The organism is Paenibacillus plantarum, assembly GCF_013141695.1.
Classification (GTDB): domain Bacteria; phylum Bacillota; class Bacilli; order Paenibacillales; family NBRC-103111; genus Paenibacillus_E; species Paenibacillus_E plantarum.
On the sequence record NZ_WHNY01000026.1, the window covers coordinates 393189 to 414407 of the forward strand.

18 protein-coding genes are annotated in these 21219 nt (G+C 48.0%); all 18 read right to left on the reverse strand.

The window, feature by feature from the left end:
* Positions 1-41 precede the first annotated feature (41 nt).
* The 18 genes from GC096_RS08435 to GC096_RS08520 all read right to left on the reverse strand — a co-directional run bounded on the left by GC096_RS08435 (position 42) and on the right by GC096_RS08520 (position 21193).
* A complete protein-coding gene (locus tag GC096_RS08435) occupies positions 42-3896 on the reverse strand; it encodes a hypothetical protein (RefSeq protein ID WP_171629784.1) in 3855 nt (1284 codons plus the stop codon).
* Positions 3897-4011: 115 nt separating this feature from the next.
* Positions 4012-5574 (reverse strand): extracellular solute-binding protein, encoded by a 1563-nt coding sequence (locus GC096_RS08440; RefSeq protein WP_171629785.1) that lies wholly within the window; start codon positions 5572-5574, stop codon positions 4012-4014.
* A gap of 123 nt (positions 5575-5697) precedes the next feature.
* Positions 5698-6579 carry a carbohydrate ABC transporter permease gene (locus tag GC096_RS08445; protein ID WP_171629786.1) on the reverse strand — a complete coding sequence of 294 codons (882 nt, stop codon included), beginning with the start codon at positions 6577-6579 and terminating at the stop codon, positions 5698-5700.
* Positions 6580-6598: 19 nt separating this feature from the next.
* Positions 6599-7591, reverse strand: coding sequence for an ABC transporter permease (locus GC096_RS08450; protein WP_246302632.1), 993 nt, complete (start codon positions 7589-7591; stop codon positions 6599-6601).
* 438 nt (positions 7592-8029) lie between these two features.
* Complete coding sequence (rfbF, locus tag GC096_RS08455; RefSeq protein WP_171629787.1) at positions 8030-8818, reverse strand: glucose-1-phosphate cytidylyltransferase; 789 nt, start codon at positions 8816-8818, stop codon at positions 8030-8032.
* 40 nt (positions 8819-8858) lie between these two features.
* Complete coding sequence (locus GC096_RS08460) at positions 8859-9671, reverse strand: ABC transporter permease (protein ID WP_171629788.1); 813 nt, start codon at positions 9669-9671, stop codon at positions 8859-8861.
* Positions 9672-9687: 16 nt separating this feature from the next.
* Complete coding sequence (locus tag GC096_RS08465) at positions 9688-10503, reverse strand: ABC transporter permease (RefSeq protein ID WP_171629789.1); 816 nt, start codon at positions 10501-10503, stop codon at positions 9688-9690.
* On the reverse strand, positions 10472-11485 hold the full coding sequence (locus tag GC096_RS08470) for an ABC transporter ATP-binding protein (RefSeq protein WP_171629790.1): 1014 nt from the start codon (positions 11483-11485) through the stop codon (positions 10472-10474). The genes GC096_RS08465 and GC096_RS08470 overlap by 32 nt, the downstream gene beginning before the upstream one ends.
* 44 nt (positions 11486-11529) lie before the next feature.
* The gene (locus tag GC096_RS08475) at positions 11530-12546 is read right to left on the reverse strand and encodes a Gfo/Idh/MocA family protein (RefSeq protein WP_171629791.1); all 1017 of its coding nucleotides are present in this window, start codon (positions 12544-12546) and stop codon (positions 11530-11532) included.
* On the reverse strand, positions 12543-13730 hold the full coding sequence (locus tag GC096_RS08480; protein WP_171629792.1) for a radical SAM/SPASM domain-containing protein: 1188 nt from the start codon (positions 13728-13730) through the stop codon (positions 12543-12545). Before GC096_RS08480 ends, GC096_RS08475 begins: the two co-directional genes overlap by 4 nt.
* Before the next feature lie 33 nt (positions 13731-13763).
* Positions 13764-14870, reverse strand: a complete 1107-nt coding sequence (locus GC096_RS08485) for a radical SAM protein (RefSeq protein WP_246302633.1) — start codon at positions 14868-14870, stop codon at positions 13764-13766.
* A gap of 29 nt (positions 14871-14899) precedes the next feature.
* On the reverse strand, positions 14900-16225 hold the full coding sequence (locus tag GC096_RS08490; protein WP_171629793.1) for an ATP-grasp domain-containing protein: 1326 nt from the start codon (positions 16223-16225) through the stop codon (positions 14900-14902).
* Positions 16200-16436, reverse strand: coding sequence for an acyl carrier protein (locus GC096_RS08495; RefSeq protein WP_171629794.1), 237 nt, complete (start codon positions 16434-16436; stop codon positions 16200-16202). Before GC096_RS08495 ends, GC096_RS08490 begins: the two co-directional genes overlap by 26 nt.
* A gap of 32 nt (positions 16437-16468) precedes the next feature.
* On the reverse strand, positions 16469-17758 hold the full coding sequence (locus tag GC096_RS08500; RefSeq protein WP_171629795.1) for a UDP-glucose dehydrogenase family protein: 1290 nt from the start codon (positions 17756-17758) through the stop codon (positions 16469-16471).
* The gene (locus tag GC096_RS08505) at positions 17755-18894 is read right to left on the reverse strand and encodes an NAD-dependent epimerase/dehydratase family protein (protein ID WP_216626063.1); all 1140 of its coding nucleotides are present in this window, start codon (positions 18892-18894) and stop codon (positions 17755-17757) included. Before GC096_RS08505 ends, GC096_RS08500 begins: the two co-directional genes overlap by 4 nt.
* A gap of 25 nt (positions 18895-18919) precedes the next feature.
* The gene (locus GC096_RS08510; RefSeq protein WP_171629796.1) at positions 18920-20041 is read right to left on the reverse strand and encodes a UDP-glucuronosyltransferase; all 1122 of its coding nucleotides are present in this window, start codon (positions 20039-20041) and stop codon (positions 18920-18922) included.
* Positions 20034-20888, reverse strand: a complete 855-nt coding sequence (locus tag GC096_RS08515) for a class I SAM-dependent methyltransferase (protein ID WP_171629797.1) — start codon at positions 20886-20888, stop codon at positions 20034-20036. The genes GC096_RS08510 and GC096_RS08515 overlap by 8 nt, the downstream gene beginning before the upstream one ends.
* Positions 20889-20914: 26 nt before the next feature.
* On the reverse strand, positions 20915-21193 hold the full coding sequence (locus GC096_RS08520) for an acyl carrier protein (protein ID WP_171629798.1): 279 nt from the start codon (positions 21191-21193) through the stop codon (positions 20915-20917).
* Positions 21194-21219: the final 26 nt, after the last annotated feature.

Below are 21219 nucleotides of genomic sequence, written 5' to 3' on the forward strand. Positions count from 1 at the left end.
TTTAGCATTCTGCTTAAATTTTAAGCAATATGATCAATTGGTTATTTGTCGGCGTACAAGCGAACGGGACCATACAGGCCGCCGGCCGCAAACGCCTTTTCCCAATGCTCAGGCATTGAATCTGGCTGCCAGTACGACACTTTCGGATTCGTAGATCCACCGACATTGCTTGACGGGCGGCCGATTTCATAATGGGTACCCAACGTGTTCGTCACTCGAATACGCAGATGATGCGTTCCCGGGCCGCAATCAAGCTTAAATCGATATGGGCCCCATGCGCGTACACCGAGCGGTTTGCCATTCAGCCATATCTCCACCGTGCCGCGAACATGCCCCAGCTCTAGTACCGCGTTATTGCCCTCATTCCATTCGAGCATCGACTCATATTCAACTACGCCACTATGATGGGGCAGACACAGTGCAGATCTCCAATCGCCGAGTTCGCCTTGCACCTTCGCAACCTCGAACCGAATCGGAGCGAGCAGCACGTCCGTCTCTGTACTCATATCACTTGGCACGATGCGAAGTGCAGCCATTGTACCGGCCAATTGCGCTTCGAACCGCGCTTGACCGTCACGCATTGCTTTCTGCTCGCCGTCTATCCAACATTCACACTCTCCAGCGCAGATGACCTGAAGCGCCGTGGCTCCAGCCGGGAGTGGGAAGCGCAGCCAGATCGGTTTCCCTAGCTGAGATGTGTCGCGGACGAACGGCAATGGCTGAGACGTCGGTTTGGCATCCGGCATCAGCCAGCCGACATTTGGTAACGGATGAGTGCGGCCTGGGAGCCACATCGTCTCCGTCTCGGCAAACTGCAGCACGGCTTCATGCAGAACCTCGGAGTGCTGTCCCTGTTCATTCAACCACGATGGCCCGGTGCAGAACATGTGGTTGCTTCCATCCACACGCTCGATCACGCCGTCCACCATCGCCACACCTTGACCCTCTGGCATGATAAGCTCGATGGTATTGTCGCCGCCCTGCCAGTACCGCGTCAGATCAATCTCTTCTTGACCCTGCCGGATATATGGATTGAAATCGCCATGCTCAGACATTTGCTTGCCGTTCACATAGAGCGCAACGCGCTCCTTCGCACAGAAGATGACGCGAACGCGACTGACACCAACATTCCCTTGCTCGGAAATCGTGTATGACAACCGCGTTTTTGAATTAGGGCTAGGCGAATAAATCCACTTGGGCAGTGGCTCCTGCTCTTCCGCGCACAAGGTAACCCCTGTGCGGATCAGCCCACCCGCCAACGCCTCCGCACACAGCAGCAACGAATTGGCTCCGTGCTTCAGGCTAACGGCCGATGTCTGCTCCTCAGGACCACCGCTGTATGCGATCCGTTCTCCATTCACCCATAGGGCTATTGCCGCATTGCTCTCCGTGCGCAGCCAGTACGTCCCGGCCTTCGGCGCTACGACATGCGTCCTCGCCCATACCTTATCGCCAAGATCCGCCATACTCAAATTCAAGAACTTGCGGGGGACCCGACCCATACGCCCCGCCCATGTTCGGAACGACAGATCTCCCAGCGTATTGCTGTAGACGACCCGCCATTTGCTGCTATCATCAAAGCTCTGATCCCGAGATGCTTCCCAGTAAGCAGCCTCGCTCCACAGTCGCTTCGTCCAGACCGAATCGTCAAAGTTACTCACATGCCAGTAAGCTGCTATGCCGTCTGCTTCGCTCTCCTCACACGCGACAAGCAGTTCACGGCGCTCGATCGGCGCAAAAGCCGTTTGCCCGCCATGTAAATCAAAATCCCCATAACGATTATCCAGCGTGGGCACTGCGAGTACTTGCCAGTCATTCAGCTCTCTCACCAGGTCCTGTACTGCAGGAAGTAACGGTACTTCTGCCGGCTGCGCCAGTCTGTCCGATGGAGGCCTGGATTGGCTGAACACCTCAGCCTCCTTATGATCCCATGGGCATACGACGAATGCCGCTGGCCAGCTGTCGAACTCCACTTCCAGCTCAACCCATTCACCGTCCCTGCTATAGGTAAGCGGGGATACCTGCCCACTCACCGGATCCCACAGCTGCGGATAGCCTGCAGTGCGCAGACGATAGCGCGCGCTCTGCGGAGGCCGTGCCCCCTCACTTGATGGTTCATGCATCGGCAGCAGCTCTCCCGCTTCCGGCAGCAGAAGGAATATATCAGCGTCCTCTGTCCTGCGCATCAACGGCATATTCGGCCCTTTTGCACGACCCAGCGACTTCGATTCAAGAATATCTAACACTTCTTGGGTGGAGCTGACATAGATAGCTCCCTCTAGCACGGGATCATCCTCTCCACACTGCACAGCAATAACCAGTCCGCCGGTTTCAACCCAATCTTTCACCTTCGCCAAGGCAGCATCATCCATCAAAGTGGTCCCACATAGCAAAAGTGCTGAGAACGATTCGTCGCCAATTCGGAGCTTGCCATCCGACACCTTCGCAATCTCCAAAGCGGAATCGTCCGTCACATCAAAGTCGATGCATGCGGAGCGAAGCGCACCTGGTTGATTTCGCTCCTTGCGATTCCAGCGGCCTGTCAGCGATTGGTAAACCTCTTGAACATGCCCGATTCGCTTATGTGGCACCATGTTGGCGACGGCCATCGGATGCTGGAGTGGCCCTCCGTCTGACAGCGACATCCAACCGCATGCCGCGTGCGAAGGATAATGAACCGCAACATCGGCAACATGCGTTCCTTGCGTTAACAGCCAGCACGCACGGCTGACCGTGTCGGCAAACACGCCGTAATGCTCATAATACGGCTGACGCCATCCCGTGTCGGGCGGCGCCCACTCCCACCATCCGCCACGCGTACTGTAATAGACAGAGTGAGGACTGTAAAGCGTCACGCCAGACTGCAGCCAAGGCACAAGCCAGTGCATCGTCTCCTCCATCGTTCCGCCCCAACCGCTCGTATGGAATGACTCCAGGAACACGCGTTTGCCCCCGTGCAAATGAACCATCGAAGCATGTGGCTTGATCTCGCCATCCATATCACTGCCAGCGGCATTATACCAGCGATGCGTGCGCATATAATCCAGATAAAGCCGTTGCGCACCATGCAGATCGACGCGACGCGCAGGTCCGGCCTGGTCGCAGCACTGCAGCATATTATGGCGCTTGTGCCACTCATATTGCAGTTTGAATACCGCTTCCTCCGCCAGCTCGGTCGCTAGTTCGTAAACGCGCCGGCGTATAAGCGAAGCTCCCTCCATATCTTCAAACAAAGCCGGCAATGCGGCAATCAAGTCCTCTCCATACCGCTGGTCATACAGCTTGGGAAGGCTATCTGTCCATAACGGCATCGATGGAAGCTCATCCTGGAAGCTGCCTCCAATCGTCCGACCTAGTTCATTCGGAAAACGCCTCTCGAACTCGCCGTAAATGCGATCGTACAACTGCACTGTTGCGCGCTTGTCGAGCCAGTTAAATCCTTGCCGAACCGTTATGTACCGGTAGCCGCCACTCTCAGTTAGCAAGGCTGCACCTTCAGTCAGTTCCTCGCCATGTGCAAGTCTACGCAGCTGGTAACCGGCCCATTCCGGATGCTCTGCGACAAGGTGAGCCGGGAAGTTGGTTCCCGAAAAGCCGATTTGGTCGTAGAAGAAAATACGCATACCCAATCTTTGAGCTTCACGCAGAGCCACTTCGAACATCGACCACCAACGCTCGCTAAAATATGGCGGATCGTCGGCAACGCTTCCATATTGAGGGCCCGTCGGCGCAATATTGATGATGCCGATATTGCGCAAGCCTCCGCTGCGGAATTTCTGTAATTGCCATCGAATGCGTTCCGGGGTTACTTCCTCCGCACTCCACCACCAGAAGGGCACTGGACCGAAATCCGGATCCGGTGAAGCAAACCTCTCGCGCAGATTGTTGTAATTCATATTAGGATCCTCCTGAAATTCAAAAATAAATGGCTCGACTCAATGGCCGAAATGCTTACGCATTTCGGCCATATCGGCAAGCATCCACTTTTGTAGCGTTTACATCATTCTACGTTTAAAAGTTTTTCTGATATTCTTTGTATTTCGTCGTAGCCCAGGCTTCCAATTTCGGAAGTCCCATACCTTCGGCCTTTTTCATCATGGCTTCGTAATTCGCTTTGGCTTCTGCTTCGGAAGCCGCCAAATAGATTTTCAATTCTTCGGTCGTGACCATATTTGTGATTTGATTTTCAATCACTTGCTCATCTGTATCCGGCTCTGTAGAAACCAGACCCAGTGCAGGGTTGAACTTAAGAGCGGCCCTATTAGCAAGACCCCATTGCGTCATTTGAGAAGTCGGGCTATAACGTTGTAGTGCTTCGTTAACGCCGCTGCTGCCAATCAGACCCCACCAAACAACACCCATTTTCTTTTGAATTTCAGCGTTGTTGAAATCATATTTCATAACCGGATATTTCTCTGCTTCGTTATATTCCCAATCTTCGCCCTTAATACCGTAAAGTCCAAGCTTTTGTCCTTCTTCACTGTACATGAACTGCAAGAATTTAATTGAAGCTTCTGGGTTTTTGTTCCTTTTCGTAATATACATGCCTGCCCAGCCGGATCCACCCATCGGAACACCCGCTTGGTCGCTAAGCAGTTTCGTCACTTGCGTCATTTTGAATGCTGTCCCAAGTTTTTCCAATTGCGCGTTGGTCGCATCCGCATTACCGTGGCCATGGGCAAAGGCTTTACCGTTCAATACCAATTGATCATCTTGCTGAGCGTCCTTAAAGGTGAAGTTCTCAGCCGTCATATATCCTTTGCGGTACAGATTGTTCATGTACAGGTAGTAATTCAAATAGTTTTTATCTTTCAGGTAGTATTTCGCAGCACCGTCTATGTCCACGAAGCCTTTGGCTTTCTTCAATCCGAAGTTGATACGTAGATTTTGACCGATTTGATCTTTATCCCACACGAGCGGCGTCATATCCGGAAACTGAGCTTTCACTTTGCCCAGAACCGCGGTGAGATCATCCAAGTTATTCAGTGGAGGATTACCAATTTTCTCCATAATATCTTGACGGAAAGTCAAACCGCTCGTGCCTGGTATTGCTTTTGTATTATCTTTCCACTCTTGCTCCGTAGAGTATGCATTTCGTATCGTATAGAAGTTACCGTCTGGCATCGTGTTGACGCCCATACGTTCTTTACTAATTTTGAAATCCGGCGCATACTTCTTGATTAAGTCCCCCAATGGATAGGATACATTACTGACGGCCATGCGCGTCAGATCAGTAGCTGTATATACCAAATCAGGTAAATCGCCTGAAGCGATCAGAAGCGGAAGCTGTTTATCGTCCGTAGCAACCTGAACATTCAGCTTAATTCCGGTTTTCTTAGTAATTTCTTCCGGAACCTTGCCGCTCCAGTCTTTCAGAGACCACCATGGCATATTGACGAACACCGTAAGCTCTACAGGTTTTTGGTCAGCTTTCTTGGCTTCTTGCGTGGCAGCTGGTGCGGTACTCGCCTTGCTAGTTTCCGTACTGTTGCCACTGTTGGCGCTTGAACAGGCTGTAAGTAACATCATCCCTGCAAGCGCTATCAACCCTGTCGATTTAAAAACCTTCTTCATTGAATTGCCTCCTTTTTATCTCTACCTTAAATTATTTATGAAACGGAATAAACCCTCTTTTTTATTTGTGGTTTTATTCCGCGTTCCATCAACGTCATACACTAGAAATCAAACAAATGCTGCTTAACCCTTTACAGAACCGATCATAATTCCTTGTACAAAGTACTTTTGTAAAAAAGGATAGACAAGCAGGATCGGTATAACTGCGATAACCATGGCTGTCACCTGTATCGAAAAGGTTGTCACACCCGTAACGGCCGCAGCGTAATCCGCAGAAGCCATATCCGTTGGAACCATACCCTGATTAATAACTTCCATCATACGGTAGGTTAATGGCCGGAGCGAATCCTTATTGACAAAATAGGCCGAATCCATCCATGAGTTCCATTGGCCTACGCCTATAAACAATCCCATTGCAGCAATCAGTGGTTTGGAGACGGGTAGGATGATTTTCAAAAAAATAGTTAAATCCGAAGCCCCATCTATTCGCGCCGATTCCTCCATCTCCGCAGGTATCTCACGGAAGAATGAGACCGCAATAATGAGGAAGAAGATTGTCACTGCACCTGGAACAATATAAACCCAAAATGTATTGAGTAATCCTATGCTGCGCAGTACAACGTAATAGGGGATAAGTCCGCCCGAGGTGTACATGGCAATGATAAAAAATGAAAAGTAGAACTTCTGAAACACCAGATTACGATACGCCAGACCATACGCTGTCAAACACGTAAAAAAGATCGTGACGGCCGCTCCGATACCTGTCCTTATCACGGAGACCCCAAAAGACTTAATCCACTTCGGATCGCTGAGAAACTTCTCATAATTGTTGAAGGTAAAATCCCTTGGCCAAAAATAGATGCCTCCCAGCGTGGTATCAAGCCCGTTATTGAACGAAATAATAATTAAATAGTAAAAGGGGTACATCGTAACCAGCGCAATGATGACAAGCAAACTAATATTTACAGTGTCAACAATGCGATCTTCGATCGTTCTGCGATGCATAATTGACTCCTTTCCGCTGTTAGAACAAGCTGTTTTTGGTGACTTTTTTGGATAAGTAATTGCTTCCGAATACAAGAATAATAGCGATTACCGATTGTATTAAGTCGATTGCCGTCGCATAAGCGTACCGTCCTTGCGCTAAGCCCATCTTAAACGCATACGTTTGCAATATTTCCGAGCGTTCATTATTAATCGAATTACCGAGCAGGTACGATTGCTCAAAGTTGGAACCAACAAGGCCTCCACCGAGCATGCTTCCAACTGCGAGAATAAGTACGACGATAATCGTGCCACGGATACCAGGCAGTGTGATATGCCAGATGCGGCGCAATCGACCAGCTCCATCCATTTCGGCCGCATCATACAGCGTAGGATCAAGACCGCTGATCGCTGCGAGGAAGATAATCGCCCACCAGCCCGCTTCTTTCCACATGGCCGTCGTGACTGCTAGTCCCCAGAAATAATCCGGACTGGATAGGAAAGGAAGCGACTCCTTCACAATGCCTAAACCCTTTAATAAATCGTTTACAATACCAGAGTTGGTCGACAAGAAGACAACGAGCAACCCGGAAACAACGATCCACGAAATAAAATGAGGAAAGTAGCTGACTGTCTGTGCGAATCGCTTAAAGAGCTGATGCCGCACTTCGTTAAACATAATGGCCAATAAAATCGGCATAGGGAAGGTAAAGACCAATTTCAAAAGACTAATAGCCAGCGTATTCGTTACAATCTGCTTGAAATTGTAAGCGTGGACAAATTCATTGAAATATTTGAGCCCTACCCATTCACTAGTAAAGATCCCTTTAATACCTGTCGAGATTGAATAATTTTTAAATGCCATCAAAATGCCGAACATCGGCAAGTAATGGAAGACGAACACAAACAGCATTCCCGTTAAAACGAACAAATGAGCATATTTCTGTTGGACAATTTCATGCCAGATGGATCGTTTCACTGCCGTGAGCTGCTTTGTCCGCTGTGATGTGCCTACCTTCGTTAGCTGCTCCAAACCATCCTCACTCCTCCCTCTCCCCCCGACTCAAGCTGCCGCTTGGAGAATATGACTTTATTGTATAGTCGATAGTTTGACATGAATAGTGTTGAAAACTTAAATAACAGGGTTCATTTTTAAGGTATTTGTAAGCGTAATCAAATTTCACAATTACCGAAATTGTGAAGTGAATATTATTAATTTTTTTGCTTAATATTCAGAATTAGGACGCTTTCAAAAGTATGATATAGTTATATTTCTCCTATTATTGGTCAGAATTCTTTGCGTTTCTCTCAAGCTTACGTTAGAGGTTTTGCTCGCTAAATCTAAGCAACATTTCAATCTTTATTTCGAGTTTCGCGCGCGAAAAGAGCCGACCGTTTATAACCCGATCGCGCTCGTCAAGGCATATATTGCCGGCACTCTGAAACAGTACATCACTACACGCAAGCTCGATTACGTCATTGAACTGCTGGCACACACCTTCCATGGCGCTTCACCAGTCGCCCACAACGCCTCCAGCGACTGGTGATCTCGAATTGTGTCCATGCAAGACCAAAAACCTTCATGCCGATAGGCCATCAGTTGACCGTCTCGCGCAATGAGATCGAGCACATCGCTTTCTAAGCTGTCCGCATCTCCCTCGATATAATCCAACACCTGCGGTTCTAGCACGAAAAACCCGCCATTGATCCATCGTTCCTCCTGATCCCGTTTCTCGTGGAAAACCTTAACTTGATCTCCCTCGGTCAACATCGTGCCGAAACGTCCTGGGGGGCGCACTGTGGTTACGGTCGCAAGCTTACCGTGCGATCGGTGAAAGTCCAGTAGCGCCCTTAGGTTGATATCGCCGACTCCATCGCCGTAAGTCATCATGAATGTTTCGTTTCCAAGCCTAGGTCTCAACCTCCGCAACCGTCCGCCTGTCATCGTCCGCTCCCCAGTATCGGTCAAATGTACAATCCATTCTTCGCTGCCGTTACCAGACTTACTAACCGCACCTGTACGCATATCAATGGTCAAATCACTCGTATAATGTGGATAATGCAGCATATAATGCTTGATCATCTCACCTCTATAGCCAAGTGCGAGCTCGAATTCACCGAAGCCCTGAGAGCCGTACAGTTTCATAATATGAACCAGTATCGGCAGTCCTCCGATCTCAACAAGAGGCTTTGGCTTCACGTGCGTTTCTTCAGCCAGCCTTGTACCGAGCCCACCGCACAAAATGACCACCTTTGTCATCGTCGTTTCCCCTGCTTTCATATGTTGAATAGAACTAGCGCTAGCTGTTTACGCTGGTATAGCTTCTGATTGCGCGCTTCCAAAGCAATCGGCATAGAACTAAAAACAGTACCGGAGCAATGAAACCCCAAATCATCATATAATTCGGCAGCCTTCCCATTACATAGAAAGGAGACAAATTGGTGATGAGAAATACCGGAAGCAGAAAGCTTCCGACAAACTGGAGACTTTTACTGTATATGGTCATTGGCATATAGTTCATGTCCCATAAAAGAGCAGACGCATCATTAATTCCTTTCGACTGTACCGTCCAGAATGATAACAGCGACGGTAATAATAATAATGCGTAATTAAGTATGACCCCACAGATCGTAAACATCACATACATCAAGACATTATCTATCGTCACAGGCATTTCCAATCGCCGCCAAGCAATCACGATAATGATGATTCCCGCAATGATATTCGTCGATGACAACCCAAAATTTAATTTAGTCAACGTCGAAATAAACTGGAGGGACACCGGCTTGGTGATCATCATATCCAAAGTACCATTTCGAATGTGTCCGGGGAGCCGGGCGAAATTAATATAAAAGAACAAACAATAAATACCTGTCATAAATGTAAATGACCCCACACACAGTAGAATGCCGTCAGGTGTCAAGCCATTAACCGTTACCCCTGCGCGATAGACAACTAGCACATAAAGCAGTTTGATACATAAATAACCAACTTCAATAGACGCCCCAAAAATAAAATTCACACGGTATTCCATTTCAGACATGAAACTGTTCTTGCAAAAAAGCCAGTAAATATACAAGTAGCGTTTCGTCTGCTTCAACAATTCGCTCATCTGTGTTTCCTCCTATTTAGCCTCCAACCGCTTCATATCTGCGCATCCCTGCTTGCCACAACAGTTTCGAAACGAACAGGAATACAACTAGCCAGATCAGTTGGATGCTCATTCCAGACATGATACTAACACCACTTACTTTGCCGCTTAAGATATTGACAGGGAAGTATATGACATATTGAAACGGGAGCCATTGAAGCACCCGCTGTACTGGCGCATTAAAAATATCAATCGGAAACATACTTCCACTAGCTATGCCTGCAAGTAAAGTAAAGGTAGCAAAAATCCCCCATGCCTCGATAACCCAAAAACTAATTGCGCTGATGCAATAATAGATCGAGAAGTTTAATAGTAATGATAGCGGAATCACGATGAGAAAGCCGATAACCGCCTGCCACATGAGTTGAAAGTCAAGCGTGACATGCAAAATAGCAATTACAATTGCATTAATCACAACCAATACCGCAATCCGAATACTTTTGTCGCCAAGAAATTTGAACACACGAAAGTAAAAATAAGAGATCGGTTGCACTATGAACTTGTTCAAACTACCTTCTTTCACATCCGTGGAAATCTCGCGCTCGAACCCTGCAGCTACAACTGTAGAAGTGAGAATCGCTAGAATGGAATAGGCAATCATCTGAGAATAGGTATAATCAAATACAGTAGTGGATGACGAATTGCGGAAAATAGATGTCCACAGATAACATTGGATGACAATCGGCAGCGCGCCGCTAAACAGCCGAATAAAGAAATCAACACGATACTCCATTGCGCTGAGCGCACCCATTTTAAAACATTTAGCGTACGTTTTCCATGGAAGCGGAAGCATCGGTGTTAACTCCTCTCTCGTACAGACGCGCTATGCCTTCTTCAATTGGAATATCCTCTATGGTCAGATCCACTACTGGGAAATTCGCTAACAAAGACTGTGCACATGACTTAAATTGCGAACGGTCCACCTCAATATGGACATAAATACCATCATAGGACTGAATTTTTCCATAGGCTCGGAAGCGGCCCACTTCCACTGGCTCCTCTAATTGCAGCTTGATCACTTTGCGGTCTCCGAGCGTGTCATTCACCCTGGCAAGATCCCCATCGTAGACAACACTACCGTTGTTGATCACGATCGTACGCTTGCACAAAAACTGAATATCCTCCATATAGTGGCTTGTCAAAATAATGGTTGTGCGTTTCGTCTGATTATACTGTTTCAAAAATTCTCGAATTTTGCGCTGAGAGATGATGTCCAGACCAATCGTCGGCTCATCGAGAAACAATACTTTCGGATTATGGAGAAGTGCTGCAATAAGCTCCATTTTCATCCGCTCACCAAGCGACAACCTCCGAACCTGTACATTCAACAAGTCGCGCACGTCTAGCAGCTCCGTTAGATCTCCTAGTGTCCGCATATATTGATTATCCTCCACCTCATAAATGGCTTTATTGAGATGGAAGGACTCACTGGCTGGCAAATCCCACCACAGCTGATTTTTTTGGCCCATAACGATTGAGAATTGACGTTTAAAAGCTTTTTGACGCTTCCATGGGTTGTACCCAAGCACGCTTGCTTCCCCTGCGCTCGGATATAAAATACCGGAAAGCATCTTCAATGTGGTTGTCTTACCAGCCCCATTAGGACCAAGAAAACCTACAATTTCCCCTTCTTCAATTTCGAAGGAAACCTTGTTAACTGCTTCCTTATACAGCTTTTTGCGTGCATACAAGTTGGTTAAAGAGTGGCGAAGACCCACTTCTTTTTTGTAGTATTCAAATGTCTTGCTCAAGTCCTTTACGACAATGGCTGGCACGTGTGTCATCTCCTTCAAAGAAGCCATTTCTATCTATGAATCTGTCATGCCCTTCGGCTAATGTCTTGCAAAGCCGATTGGTAAATGGTATCAGCGATTACGATGCGCTCCTTCACTTGGTTGAACGGTTCGCTTGGTTTTCCCTGTCTCAGCGCATCGCGAATAGCTCTTAATTGATTCGTGTAGTAGTTCATCGGATCGAACTCTATGTGTTCACGATGTCCGCCATCTAACCACTCGATCGTTAGGCGGATCTTGTAGTGTCCGACATTGGCACGGAAGAAATCGCCCAAAGTAACCGTCGCTTGTTCGAAGTGGCAAACATGCTTGGACTTGTATGGCATTTCAAATGAACCTATGAAGGTCGATTTCAGGCCATCGGGGAATGCAGCCTTCGCATGAAAAGTCCAATCGCATCCATTCGGACCTGCGAAATCGGACTGGCCGGAGAACCGGCCGCCTTCCAACCCGTGGATGGCCTGAATGAATTGAAGCCAATAACAGCCAAGATCACGAAATACACCGCCACCTTTGGTAGGATTGCTTCGATAATTTCCACGGAAATTGTCCTTAGGGGTAAAGCTAATCCTCGTCTCCGTCTTTAACAACCGCCCGTATCGGCCGTCTTCGATCATGGATCGAAGTGTGTGCTGCCAAGGATGATGCTGCACCATCAGCCCTTCCCATATTTGTACATCTGCCTCTTCAGCCGCCCGTTCGATCCTCTCCCATTCGGTCAAATTTGAACAAATCGGCTTCTCAACCAACACCGCTTTGCCCGCTTTGGCAGCACGAACAGTCCATTCCTCATGCAGTTCATTGCTTAGCGCGATATAAACAAGATGGACCTCGGGATCATGGACTAATTGCTCGAAATTGTCGTAGACTTTCGCAATACCGTACTCCTCGGCGAGTGCCTTAGCCTTAGACACCGTCCGATTCGCCAGCCCTCCGATTCGAACCCCCTCAACCTCGCGTGCTGGTTGAAGCAGGGCACGTGGCAGAATTGCCGGACATCCTAAAGAAGCTACAACGATCTCCTTATGGTTGAAGATACTCATATATGCTTCAGATTTGCAGAGCTCGTCAAGTAGAGCACACTGCATTTGGAGCAGGCTGGCGTCAGTTCCGTATTTATTTTTCCACGTATCCGGTCGTACTGGTCAGAATGCCATAGCTCACGCAAGCCGCTATTATTTAAATTGCCCACGGTGAATTCCGAGAAAAATTTGCACGCAGAGGCACTACCATCCGGCAGGACATCCACTCGCGTAGACAATGCTAGACACTTATCGGCACAGCGCACATTCATAACCTGTCCGCGAACGAAACTTTCAATTTCATCGGGCTCAAGTCCTGGTTGAAATCGAATGCGCGTTGTCCAGCTGCGGCTTTTAATCAGTTTTAAATCTTCAAGTAAGGCAGGGACATTGTTGGGGTTAATTTGATATTTAAATCCATGCCAGTTGCATTTCCGATCGCTGATATCCGTTAACCAATTGAAGTTTGCATTGAAATACTGATCCATCTCCTGAGAAGCCTCATCCGAAATAAACCAGGGGAAGCAAAGCAGAACGAAATCAATTCCGCTTTCTTCAAAGAAGGCCATCAATTCCGGTAATCGACCAATCATATAATCGTGAATGACGCAGTGAACGGAAATACCGCCTTTAAAGACGCCTTGCTCCCGAAGCTCGGTCAGCTTCTGGATCTGCTCCATGGTTTTGCCAAACGAACCTTTGCCCCTGATTAGGTCATGTTCCCTCTCAAACCCTTCAATCGCGAACAACAGCTCCAAATCCTTACCTAGAGCGAGAAGACCATCCATATGTTTGTCAATCAGCAAGCCATTTGTGCAAATAAGGGTTTCCCTGCGATCGGCAGCCACTAAGGCTAATATTTCACTAAACTTGCGATGGAACATTGGCTCTCCGCCCCATAAGTAAAGCCTCGATTTCGCATCTCTCGTCTCATCCAGAATATTCTTGATGATCTGTACATCGATATCCAAATTTTGCTGTTCATCATCCATATCATGATGATAGCCGGTTTCGCTCCATTGATAGCAATGCTTACAGCGCAGATTGCAACGATTCGTTATCTTGATACCGATAGATTCGGGCATATCCGTTTTGTATAAACTGTCCATCTCCCTGCCTTTGCGCGCCACGACAACGTTGCGAACGGTACGCTTCAAAGAATCAAACAATTCTTTATCCACTTTCAATTTGCTGGTCGGTTGCATGAAATCCCCTCTTTCCATGGAATCGTTTACACCTTACTTTGGCTTTTCGTTGTAGAACAAACAACACCCCTGACAGATCGGAAGCAATTCCTTCTTTAAATGATTACGGTATTTGCTATAACGCGGACCATTCCAAATATCCAGTAAAGGCGTCTCGTTCACATTGCCGAGTGTCAAATCATAAAAAGCGTGACATGACGTCACATTGCCGAGCGCATTCACCTCCGTACTGATCCATGGAAAGACACACCGTTTCTTTACCTTCGACATCTCGTGCCAATTGGCAGTGAAATACTTGCGAATATCTTCAACTGTATTGAATTTTGGATACAAATTCACGAAGATTCCCCTACGATCACACTCTTCCTTGACAGCTTGCACTTGATTGAAAATCCCTTCAAAGTCCATATCCGCAAATTTACTGATATCTTGTACAAACCCTCGGGCAATCGGAGCGCCTTTGACATCGAATTTCTCTTCCAGCAGCTTCACATATTGGTTATGATTCTCCTCGGTTAGGTACGATTGCATTTCAATACTGATACAATCAAGCTTAGATAAGTCAATGCTTTCAAAAAACATACGGGCAATCTGCTTATGGTTAGAAGGCGTCACAACCATATTGAGGCCAATTTCCATATTGGATTCGGGTCTTGCCTCTCTGGCGTCATACAGCTTTTCTATACCTCGTTTCGCTTTCGCAAAAACGCCCTTTCCTCGCTGCTCATCATTGAATTCCTCCGGTCCATCCAGCGAAACCCAGATGCGGTCAACATTGTACTTTACAAGCATTTCCGCTTTGCTCGCTAGCAGGGTCCCGTTTGTCGGCATTTGCACAGTACTTCCATAATGGGTAATCAACGCCAACAACTCTTCGAGGTGCGGATACATCAGTGGCTCACCACCGTATAGATCATAAAATGGCTTTGCGTGACTGCACGATTCGACAATCTGCTTAACGACGTTTATATCCAACTTAGACAAAATCGCCTTCTCGTTGTACGCACCGCTTTCTCCCCATTCATAGCACATTCTACAACGCAGATTACAGCTCTCCAGCAGTTGCAGGAATATCCAACGCGGGGCGGAGTTTCCAAAAGTCGGTTTAGGTGATTCTGCCTCCATTTTTGCTTCGCTCATTCTCATCACTCCCTATGTAAATGCCAGATTTAATTCAATATACGGAGTCCTAGTTCCGCAAATATCTCTTGCAGACGGGTCTCCACAACTAGACAATCTTCTTCCATTCGATAGACAATCGCCACATACAAACGGCCCTTTCCTGGTACATTGAGCGCGCTGCCCGCAAGTAAAGTATTGGCCGACAACAGCACGATACCAGGCATTCCACACTTCGGATCAAATAATAACCTCTCACGACCAAGGCAATCTAGAATCTGTTCATACGATGGCTCATGCGTATAAGAAATACTGTAATACGTTAACATAGATTGCATGCCATGCCTGGCAACGAATGCATCAATCCCATTCTTCATATGACTCATCGACTTGCGTGCATTAATCTCCACGATCGGCATCCATTCATTTCCCTCAAGCCGCATCGAATCTACACAAACATCGCCCCAATAGCCATCTGCATACATCGATTTTCCGATTTGTTCCATGAGTTCCAGGTATCCCGTCGTTTCCATATCCAAGTGGAATGCCTCATTCGGTGTTATGATACCTCGAAAAGCAAAATCACTATTGATCATCTGCTGCACGGATACCAACCGGAAATCACCTTTCTCCGAGAGATGAAATAAGGTGGAAAAATCTAACGTCTTCGGCAGTAATGGCTCTAAGATCAGCCGTGTATGACAGCCCTTCTTCTCCTGTGCAGCCAAAAAGCTGGCAATACGGCGAAGCACTGTCTCTTCACGTACGTGAATGATACCCTTGCCAGATACGCCGTAGTCGTCCTTAATCAGCATGGGACCTTCCTTAAGCATCTCTAGCGCAATCTCTTGCACTTCCTCTGCGCTTGTCGCTATGCTTGCAGGATTAGGAATGCCCAGCCTCGAACGCATATCTGTGGAATAATGTTTGCCGTTCACCCTCCGAATGATCTCATTACCCGGTTCGCCATACGCAATCCCCAGCAACTCTGATAGTTGCTTATGGTGGGGAAGAACGGCGAATGAACTGAACGTACAATCAGACGGCAACTTGGGAAGATTCATCATGTCCATGTTTTCGTCTGCCGTATCGCACACGACATTTTGAAAATCAAATCCGATTGAAGCGAGATAGTCCAAATGCGTGGCATGCATTGGCTGACGTGTCAGCACATAATCGCCAGGACGGGCTAGGCTGAACATTAGTTCATCCATCAAGCCTACAATTCGCTCTGCTTGTTTGTCTGCAACTTGAGGCAGCTTCGACAATCCCTGCTCCCGCCAAAACCGTTCCGCATTGAATACGCCACTCAGCGCTAGAGGACTCTTGGTCTCGCGCAAGCTCTCCATCTTATTCTCGCTCTCTAATGAATGCACAAAAGGCCTCAATTGAACTGAGATGTTCTAGATCAAACTCATCGAAATCGAATTCGACTCCGAACTCATCTTCGATGCGGAGAATAAAGTTGACTAACTGCAGCGAGTCCAAACCTGCGTCTTCCGTAATACTGGAATTGGCGGTTAGTGTTTCGGCCAGTGAAGGATCTTCCTTCATTTCAGCAATAATTTCGGCAATTTTCTTTTCCATTGTCGCTCCTCCTGTTATCTGTTCCATCTCGATTAACTCCTCCTCATTTGGGTTTGCAACACGAATTCCGGCTTTCCCAAGCAATATCGACCGTCGATTACCTGAACACGTTCGAACAACAACTGTCGAGCAGTAAACTCCGGCCAAGCCGTCACCAAAGCGGCCAGATCGCGTCCTTCCAGCGCTTCCTCTAACGAGTGCGCGTAGCGGATTGGGAAACCGTAAGCCTCGCGAAACCGTGATATGGCTAACGGGTCGTAAGCGACAATATTCGTCACACCAAGCTCTAGCAGGTGAGCGATGATATCGGCAGCTGGCGTATCGCGCACATCGTCACTACCTGGCTTGAACGCCAGACCAAGAACAGCAACCTTAGCTTGGGGCCCACCTGCAGCTACGATACGTTCCGCGAACGCCCGCTTCGTGTGGGCGTTCACCGCTAGCACCTCTCTGAGAAGCGCGGACTCACGTCCAAGCGTCTGGGAGTATCGGTACAGGGACAAGGTATCCTTTGGCAGACAGTATCCTCCGAAACCACAACCAGGATACACATAGCTCGCCATCCCCCCACCTTGCCAGCGTCTATCTGCATGAAGCAGCCGGAAAGCCTGCGAGATATCAATTTCCTTGCTGCCTTCTGCGAGCGTAGCTAGTTCATTGGAAAAGCTGATCATCGTCGCCAGCAATGCGTTGGAAGCCATTTTGGTGAATTCTGCAGTCCCAGGCGACACGGAAAGTACAGGAGCACCAAACGGTTCATACAGTTGTTCAAGTTGACGCATACTATATGCGTCGCAAGCTCCGATCACAATCCGATCGGGATGGATAAAGTCCTGCCATGCCCGCCCCTCTCGCAAAAATTCCGGATTATGTGCTAATCCAACTGACTCGCCGACCGTGTGACCGGAGTTCTTCAACAGCGGTTCGATGATTTGTGTCGTTGTCATTGGCGGTACGGTCGACTTGATCACTAGCGTACAGTAGCTATCCTTCCTCATCAGAGGAAGCGATTGACGAATTGCACCTGTCAGCGCATCCAGATCCGCCGCCCCGTCGGGGCGACTTGGCGTACCGACGCAATAAAAGATGATGGAGGTATGTTCTAGCGCTTCAGCCAACGTTTCACAAATAATCAGACCGCTTCCAAGCAGCGCATTCAATTTCTCCTTAAGGCCTGGCTCATGAAATGGCACTTCGCCGTTTCGAAGCTTCGCCCTTAGATTGGCATTCGAATCGTAAGCATATACCAGCCTGCCTGTCTGAGTGGCCAAACCTAGTGCCGTCGTCAGACCGACAAATCCCAAACCAATGACAGCGATCATAATCGAACACCTGCCGCATCCTGAAGAAACGACAGATAACGGCGAACCCCATCATGTACGCTTATGTCGGGTGCATAGCTGAGTACCTTGCGTGCCTTGGTCAAATCAGGGCATCGCCGTTGCGGATTATCGGTCAAGTAATCGCGATCAGCGGCTTGCTCCATACGGATGACGCCACGATACCCTGTCAGTTCTTTGCCTGCCTCGGCATAAATTGAGGCTAGCCCTGCAACTGACAGCTCCTCTGCGTCCATCCCGATGTTGAACGTGTCGAACGCGCTATGCGTCAACACCTTCAAAATGCCGGGTATCGCGTCGGCAATGTAACAGAACGTGCGAGAAGGACGACCGTCCGAATAGATGACGATATCTTCCCCTTGCAGCACATTGCGTGCAAAGTCCGCCGGCAGTCGGCGATCCTCCGGTCGCATGCCAGGTCCGAACACATTGAACGGACGGACAATTCGAACCGGTAAGCCGAATGACGTTGCGTACACATAGCACAATGTCTCGCCAAGTCGCTTAGACTCGTCGTAGCAGGCGCGTGGACCGGTGCATGGTACATGGCCAAGATAGGTCTCAGGCGTAGGAATCGCATCTGCCGAAGGACTGCCGTATACCTCACTGCTGGAGAAGAACAGCAAGCCTCGCAGCGTATCCGACTGCTTGTAGTAATTCAGCAATCGCTCGAGACCATACACATTGGCTTTAATGGTCTCGAGTGGATGTTGTCTGTAGTAAGTCGGAGAAGCGATTGATGCCATATGCAGCACATAGTCTGCGGAAGCAGCAGAGCCGCAGGAGCCTAGATCATCATTGGCAACATCGTAAGTATGAACCTCTAGCTCGGCATGTTCGTTTCGCGCTGTCATGATCCATTCGGGCTCTCCGAACAGAAAGCGATCCAGCAGCACAAGCTTGCGCAGGCGGATTCCCTGCGACTTTAGACCAAGTAAAAACTGCGTTAAGTAAAATCCCAGGAAACCTGCTCCTCCAGTAAGGACGACTGTTCGATCTTGAAATTGGGCAGTCGAGCCGAACTTGTCAAACATGTGGTACAAGTCCTCGCGCAGCACATCTGAAGCAGACAGCGGGCGCAGGCGGACGACTTTCCCGGCTAACTGTGGTTCGTTCATCCTTCACTTCCCCTTTCGTTATGAGTTAAGCGCCGCATAGCGCATTGGCATACTCCTCGATATAATCTTTCGCATTCGCTCTGGCTGCGAGCAGCCGTTCATGCAGTGGAAGCAGTGCTTCGCGCGAATATCCCGCCGCTTTCCAGTCGGCCATCGGGATACCGAAGCCAAGCTTTTGCCATAAGGCTGCATTATGTGCCTCGTGTTTGCCGAACGGATCCAGCATGATAAGCGGCGTTGCTGAAGCAAGCGAATCCATTAGAGTGCCTGCTCCCGGCTTGCTGATAATCCCGCTGGCATGACGGATGACACCATACAATCCGTGATGCTCTAGCGGAGCTTTATATACAGGCGTTTCACCAGGCACAATTTGTGCAAACGGCGGGAAGCCTGGAGTCCTACCAGGAGATATCTCCCAAGCCCTCCATTTCGGATCATTCATAAAGCAGCGATTGCCATTCAATTCTTGACCCGCTTCTTCCTCCAGATAGGCGACAATATCCAATGAAATGCCTAATCGTTCAAGCTCTTCGGCCTCGTTGCGGTAGGTTCCAATGCCCCACCCTCCGCCATGTACAACATAGCTCGGCCTACGAGTGTCATACGAGATCGGATCCTCTTCTCCAACCGGAATACAGCGCTCGATGTCTCCGATCTCCGCACGGTATAGCCAGATCTCCTGGTATCTAGATTTGAAGTCCGGAACAAACTTTTTCATGCTTTTCCAAGATGGTGAGTAGTCCGAGTCGACATACAGCAAATCAACCTGCGGTGCTTTGTGCCTGTTGCTAATGCGATGCTCTCGGTACAAATCGAGAATATATACCCAATTCCCGGATAATGCGATGAAATGCTCGCGTTCCTCGAGATCCCATTGCTCGATCAATCTCTGTGCAGCCCCTACATCAATGCTGTCACGTATATCCTTAGGCAGCTTGGTTGCCAGCTGTGCCGCTGCAAAATGAATGTGATACGCTGCTTTACTGTCATCGATTCGACGCTGCTTCTCCGGATCCAGCACCGATTCAAACACAAAAATATCACTTGATACACCGCGTTTCTCAAGTCCTCTAGCTACAAGGATACCTGGTATATAAAAGCCAAGCCCGAAACCCGAACACAATATCGTTGTATGGCGATTAGTCATGGTTGTCCTCCACTTTACGCAAAATCATCACCGCATCCGTATTAGGGTATTTGAAATTATAATTGGTCATATGGATTAGCCGCTTTTCGATCACGGACTCCAGTACCAAACCTTTAGGCATATTTTGCAGCATATGCTCCTTCAAACTTTCTAACGTGAATTTCCAGACAACGCCGTCGATCGAAGAATTAATCATATAGGCTCCTGTCATTTTCTCGTCTGCACTTGTTTTCTGTATCGACACTGGATCAGCAACGATGACGATACCTCCAGGTTTCAGCACACGCAACGATTCCTCCAACGCTTTGCGAGTACGACGAATATGATGAAAACAACGGGCAAACAACACTACATCGAAACTTTCATCTGGAAACGGAGCTTTACAAATATCTGCATGTACATAACTGTCGAATCGCCCCATGCGCTTACCCAGCTTCAGAGAAGGAAGATTCACATCCAAATTCGTGAAGTGAATGCTCGTATTGTTGCGGTAATATTTGTTTAGTAATCCAGGTCCGCAACCAACTTGCAGCACCTCGCCTGACATTTCGGGCAACACATCAAATACACGTGACGGCTTCGGAAAGTTCTGCAGCAATAGCTCGATTTCATAGATAATCGGATGCCTATACATAAATCGAACAAATTTACTTGTATAAAAGGGATTCTTCATCTTCTTCTTAAGACGCAAGAGATCATAGCGGTTAAGGTAATAGATGGGTGATAGCCCCACAAAAAATACGATGGATGCCAGTTGTACGATAAAAATTCGAAGCGCAGCCCATGCGCCGGTTTCTGTAACTAACGCCTGTCTCGATATGGCTGCGGATTTGCGCCCATCCCCCATGAATCAGTTCCTCCTTCTATATTTTCCTACAATTCTTCTGTGATCTTGACATCATTTCCATTCATTTTTCTCTCGATTAAGCCAGATAGTTTTCTTATCGAAGAAAAGTTTTTAAATAATAGTTCCTCTGGTTTAAAATTAATGCTGAAAATATCCTCCAGATCAACACTCAAAGCCATTAAATCCATCGAATTTAAGCCCAGCGAAGGCAGATCTTCATCTAAATCGATGTCCCCTTGCAACTCTTTGAGTTGTTTCACTTTAATAACAATCTCATCCGCGATTTTATTCATAGTATCCTTCATTAACCTCCTATTTTCATCCCAGATTC